We start from the raw sequence: 5,553 nt of genomic DNA, 5'->3' as shown, positions 1-5,553 counted from the left end.
CTGCCCGACGGCTCCTGGTACGCCGCCTACGACGACGCGGCCCGCCGGCGGCACCCCCGCGGCCCCCGCCCCGCTCCCGACCACCGGGACCACCGCGGACCACGGGCGAACCGACCCCGGTGCCGACGCCCGCCCGGAGGCGGCCGAGCCCGCCACGGCCCCGGTCGCCACGCGCGACGTCGACCTCACCGTGCCCACCGCCTCCGGCTCCGCCCCCGCGGCCGGCCGCCCGAACGCAAGGAGCTGACCAGCGCATGCTCACGGTGGACTTCACCCGATTCCCCGTCGCGGCCGGTGACCGCGTGCTCGACCTCGGCTGCGGGGCGGGCCGCCACGCCTTCGAGTGCTACCGCCGCGGAGCGCGGGTCGTCGCCCTGGACCGCAACGGTGACGAGATCCGCGAGGTCGCCGCCTGGTTCGCCGCCATGCGGGAGGCGGGCGAGGCACCGGAAGGCGCCACCGCCACCGCCGTGGAGGGCGACGCCCTGGCCCTGCCGTTCCCCGACGACAGCTTCGACGTCGTCATCGTCTCCGAGGTCCTGGAGCACATACCCGACGACCGCGGCGTCCTCGCCGAGATGGAGCGGGTGCTGCGGCCGGGCGGGAGGATCGCCGTCACCGTCCCGCGCTACGGGCCGGAGAAGGTCTGCTGGTCGCTCTCCGACGCCTACCACCAGGTGGAGGGCGGGCACATCCGCATCTACCGCGCGGACCAACTGCTGCGCCGAGTACGGCAGGCGGGGCTGCGGCCCTACGGCGTCCACCACGCCCACGCGCTGCACTCGCCCTACTGGTGGCTCAAGTGCGCCTTCGGTGTCCACCGTGAGGGCGACGACGCGGCGCTGCCGGTCCGCGCCTACCACCGGATGCTGGTCTGGGACATCGTCAAACGGCCCCTCGCCACCCGGTTCGCCGACCGGCTGCTCAACCCGATCATCGGGAAGAGCTTCGTCGCCTACGCCACCAAACCGCAGCTCCGGACCGCGCCGGGCACCGCCGGCGCTCCGGAGCGGGCATGACCGTCCCCGGCCGGGGCGTCACCCTCGCCCTCGACGGTGTCCTCACCGCCGACGAGACCGCCCGCACCGCCGCCCGGATCGCGGCCCTGCAACGGCCCGACGGGGCGATCCCCTGGTTCCGCGGCCACCACCTCGATCCCTGGGACCACGTCGAGGCCGCCATGGCTCTCGACGCCGCGGGCCACCACACCTCCGCCCGGGCCGCCTACGAGTGGCTCGCCCGCCACCAGCTGCCCGACGGCTCCTGGTACGCCGCCTACGACGACGGCGACGCCGACCGCCCCACCGACCGCTCCCGCGAGACCAACTTCTGCGCGTACGTCGCCGTCGGCGTCCTCCACCACCACCTCGCCACGGGCGACGACGGCTTCCGCCGCGCCATGTGGCCCGTGGTCACCGCCGCCGTCGACTTCGTCCTCGCCCTCCAGCACCCGGACGGCCCGATCGGCTGGAAGCGGGAGAACGACGGCACCCCCGTCACGGACGCGCTGCTCACCGGCTGCGCCTCCATCCACCAGGCACTGCGCTGCGCCCTCCGCCTCGCCGACCTCGCCGACGACCCGCGCCCCGACTGGGAGCTGGCGACGGGCCGACTCGCCCACGCCGTGCGCTGCCACCCGGAGCGGTTCCTGGACAAGTCCCGCTACTCGATGGACTGGTACTACCCCGTCCTCGGCGGGGTGCTGCGGGGCGACGCCGCCCGGGCGCGGCTCGCCGAGCGCTGGGACGAGTTCGTCGTCCCCGGGCTCGGGGTGCGCTGCGTGCTCCCCAACCCCTGGGTGACCGGTGGCGAGAGCGCGGAACTGGCTCTGGCGCTCTGGGCCGCCGGGGACAGCGCCCGGTCCACCGAGATCCTCGCCGCCATCGGCCACCTGCGCGCCGAGGACGGCCTCTACTGGACCGGCTACGTCTACGCGGACGACGCCGTGTGGCCCCAGGAGCGCACCAGTTGGACCGCCGGCTCCGTGCTGCTGGCGGTCGCCGCCCTCAACGGGGACCCGGCCACCACGGCGGTGTTCGGCGGCGACACGCTGCCCGACGGGCTGCCGCCCCGGTGCTGCGTCCCGGCCGACACCTCCGACGCCTGAGCCACCGCTGCCGCGCGGGGCGAGCATCCGACCGTGGGGCGGCCGCCCGCCGGGGCGCGTCCCGCCGGCAGACAACGCAGGACAACGGGAACGGCCCGGGAGCGGTGAACCCACCGCTCCCGGGCCGTTCCCGAGACGTCCGACGTTGTGGCGCCGTCCGGCGCCGGCGACGGGCCCGAAGGCCCGCCGCTCAACCCCGCTGGATGTTGGAGGTGTCCTTCAGGACGCCGCGACGGCCGTCCTGCGTCTGTGCCACCAGTTCCTGACCCGACTGACCGACCGCCAGGTACCAGGTGCCCGGGGTGAGCTCGGCGACCGTGTTCTGCGAGCCGTCCTCGGCGTACAGCGGACGCTGCACCGGCACCGCGAACCAGAACGGCTGGAAGTTCGGGTCCGGCGCCGCGGGCGGGGCCGGCTGCTGCGCGGGCTGCTGCTGCATGTGCTGCGTCGGCGCGGCGTAACCGGGCTGCTGGCCACCCGGCTGCGGGCCGGGGTAGCCGTAACCGGGCTGCGGGTGCTGGCCGTACGCCCCGGGCTGCGGCTGCTGCTGGCCCGGCTGCTGCGGCGGGGTGGGGGAGTCCGTCTTCTCGGGGATCAGCGGGGCCTGCAGCGCGGGGACCAGCGGGGTGGCCACCACGAGGCTGACCATGATCAGCACGGCGAGGAAGGACAGGATCTGCCCGGCGCCGATGTCCAGGTTCCCCTTGCCCCCGATCAGGGTCCACAGCGATGCCCAGAGCGCCGTGACGGTGAGCGCGGTGCCCCACTGGGAGAGGCGGAGCCCCAGGAACTCGCGTCCCGCGATCTCCGGCTTGGCGATGCGTCCCACCACGATGAGAGCCGCACCGATGATGCCTGCGAGGACAACGGACGGCAGCACCGGGAACCAGTCCGTCGACCAGGCGTTCGAGCTGATGCCAAGGTTGGAGGCGGAGTAGAACTTCAGGAAGGAGAAGACGAACAGCAGCACCGCGGCCGCGATCACCCCTCCGTCGCCTCGGTTCAGCGAGCGGTAGTTCACATCAGTTCCTTTGTCGGTATCGGTCGGTCTCGTGGCCCCGCGGTTCCGACGGGCGGGCCCATCGTACGGATGAACCCCCGCGCCCCACCGCTCGTGTCCACTTACTGTTGCGCAGGCGGCACCGTTGTGATGCCGCCGTTACGTCCGTTGCCGCGGCGCAGGACCCGGAGCGAACCGGACGTCCCCGCCTGCGAGAAGTCTCCGGAGGCGCACGCTCTCCGCCAGATCCGGTACGGCGCCTGACCGCCGTCCGCCGGATCCTCGAAGACGTCGTGGACGACCAGCAGCCCCCCGGGGGCCAGTTGCGGCACCCACCCCTCGTAGTCCGCCGTCGCGTGCTCGTCCGTGTGGCCGCCGTCGACGAAGACCAGACCGAAGCGCGGCGCCGGACCGAGGACACCGGCGGCGACCGGGGAGCGGCCCACCACCGCCACCACGTGGTCCTCCAGACCCGCTTCGTGCAGCGTCGCCCGGAGGAACGGCAAGGTGTCCATGCGGCCGACGGCCGGGTCCACCAGTTCCTCGTCGTGGTACTCCCAGCCGGGCTGCTGCTCCTCGCTGCCACGGTGGTGATCCACCGTCACCACGACCGTCCCCGCCGCCCGGGCGGCTGCGGCCAGCAGCACCGTCGACCGGCCGCAGTAGCTGCCGATCTCCAGCAGCGGCAGGCCCAGCGCGGCGGCTTCCGTCGCCGCGGCGTACAGGGCGAGGCCCTCGTCCTCGGGCATGAAACCGCGCGCCGCACGGAAGGAGCGCAGCACCTCGGGCGGCGGGGCACCGGGGGCGGTGCCCCTCGTGCCGACCGTCGCGTCCGCCGCGTACGCCATGGGTCCCCCGCGGTTCTCGGCCCGGGCGGCGCCGCCGATGTGCCGTCACGTTCGGCCCGGGCGTCGCCCACTGAAAAGCTTGAGGCTACCGCTTGTCGGCCGGTCGGGGACACGCGACCCGCCCGCCGCCGCGTGCCGGTGCGCCCGGGTGGGCCCGGCCGGAACGCCGTCCCCCGCAGCCCCTCCACCGCCCCCCGCAGCGGGCCACGGCAGCGGGCCGTGGTCGACCGCCCGCGACCCGGTGGGCAGGGAGCATCGTCGCCCACCGCGTGGCGGTGGCGCAGGGGCCCCGCACCTGCTCGCGGCCGGTCGCGCCGGCGAGGCCGGGCCCTGGCCCGTGGCGACCGGCCGGCACGAGCCGCGCCCAGGATCCGGCGGAGCGGCGGAGCGGCGGATCGCCGGATCGCCGGAGCGGGGTGCGGAACCCGGCAGGGCCGAGCGTCAGTGGCGGGGCGCGAGAGCCCGGCGCACGGTGTCGGAGCGTGCGGTCGGACGCCGACGGGGCGTCAGTTCCGGCCGAGCGCCTGCTGCAGTGGAATCGGCTTGCAGACGCCCTGGGTGCGGTTCTCCTCGGCGCCCGTGTCCTGCGGCAGCGCGGTCGCCGAGGGCTCGACGGTGCCGGATGCCGCGGCAGCCTCCGAAGGGGTGTCGCTGTGGTGGTCGCTCATGGTGCTCCCTGCGGCCTGGTGGTACGCCGCGGTCGGTGGGGTGTCGGGCACATGGCCGTGCTGCACGGCGGGTCGACCGGAGGGAGGGAACCCGGCCGCGTAGCGGCCACCGTCCCCCGGGAGGCGCAGGCCCCCCGGGGGGTCGCCCGGCACGGGGCCCCCGTGCCGCGCGACCTGGTCCCAGGGAGACCCCTCGCCTGCCCAGGCACTGCTGTGCGCCATCGCACCCTCCGCCAGGAGGTGCCCCGCCGGGACCGGCCCGGGGCCACCGGCCGGAGGTCCCGGCCAGGTGTCCCCGGCCCCATGGGGCCGGGGCTCCGCGTCGCTGCCCGGGCGCGGGGTCTCCGGATCGCCGCTCGCCCCCGCGTACGCCTCGGGCCACGCGACGTGCCGCTCCATCGGCGCCCCGTCGCCCGAACCGGCCGCCGACCGCATCGCAGAGGAGGACCCCTGGGAGACGAACCCGGGTGCTCCGTACGGCCCGGGCTCACGTTCCGGCTCGGGCCACCCCGCGTCCCCGGCCCAGGCGTGGTCACGCATGGAGAACGACGCGCTCCCGCTCGTCTCGTCGCCCGCGACGGCCGGCCCGACCGGTGCGTCGATGCCGGCCTGGGCGCCGTCGACCTGCTGTGAGCCGCCCTCCCGCCCGCCTCCGGTGCCGGCGACGGGGTCGGGGAGCGGCGAGCCCGCCCAGGGGGTGGGCGTGGGCAGTCCGGCGGCGTCGACCGAGGGCGCCCACGGTGCGACATCGGGTGCCGACGGGGGTGGGACGATCCCCGGTGTCCCGGCGGAGGTCCGCGGCGCCGCCGGTCCCCGGCTGCCGAGGTCGTCGCCCGGGTACGGCGCCGCGTCGGGGCCGTCGTCCTGCGGCGGGAACCCGCCCGTGGCGAACGCTCCGGCGCCCCCGTGCCCGGCGGCGTCGGCACCGAT

General features: G+C 75.9%; 4 protein-coding genes and 2 pseudogenes. 3 read left to right on the top strand and 3 right to left on the bottom strand.

What is annotated here, in order from left to right; genetic code table 11:
* The 3 genes and pseudogenes from HCN52_RS24930 to HCN52_RS21385 all read left to right on the top strand — a co-directional run.
* Positions 1 to 247, top strand: a pseudogene (locus tag HCN52_RS24930) (hypothetical protein); the annotation flags it as partial.
* Positions 248 to 254: 7 nt separating this feature from the next.
* Positions 255 to 1,019: a class I SAM-dependent methyltransferase gene (locus tag HCN52_RS21390; RefSeq protein WP_168090083.1), complete on the top strand. Its 765-nt coding sequence runs from the start codon at positions 255 to 257 to the stop codon at positions 1,017 to 1,019.
* Positions 1,016 to 2,107 (top strand): prenyltransferase/squalene oxidase repeat-containing protein, encoded by a 1,092-nt coding sequence (locus HCN52_RS21385; RefSeq protein WP_168090082.1) that lies wholly within the window; start codon positions 1,016 to 1,018, stop codon positions 2,105 to 2,107. Before HCN52_RS21390 ends, HCN52_RS21385 begins: the two co-directional genes overlap by 4 nt.
* A 190-nt stretch (positions 2,108 to 2,297) precedes the next feature.
* Here the strand turns inward: HCN52_RS21385 and HCN52_RS21380 are convergent, their stop codons facing one another.
* The 3 genes and pseudogenes from HCN52_RS21380 to HCN52_RS21370 form a co-directional block, all read right to left on the bottom strand.
* Positions 2,298 to 3,128: a hypothetical protein gene (locus HCN52_RS21380; protein WP_168090081.1), complete on the bottom strand. Its 831-nt coding sequence runs from the start codon at positions 3,126 to 3,128 to the stop codon at positions 2,298 to 2,300.
* A 101-nt stretch (positions 3,129 to 3,229) separates the two neighbouring features.
* Positions 3,230 to 3,955 (bottom strand): class I SAM-dependent methyltransferase, encoded by a 726-nt coding sequence (locus HCN52_RS21375; protein WP_168090080.1) that lies wholly within the window; start codon positions 3,953 to 3,955, stop codon positions 3,230 to 3,232.
* A 506-nt stretch (positions 3,956 to 4,461) separates the two neighbouring features.
* Positions 4,462 to 5,553: pseudogene (locus HCN52_RS21370) on the bottom strand (hypothetical protein); the annotation flags it as partial.

This window comes from Streptomyces bohaiensis (assembly GCF_012033785.1).
GTDB lineage: Bacteria > Actinomycetota > Actinomycetes > Streptomycetales > Streptomycetaceae > Streptomyces > Streptomyces bohaiensis.
Note: the sequence above shows the minus strand (reverse complement) of the source record. Positions and strands in the feature narration are given on the sequence as shown.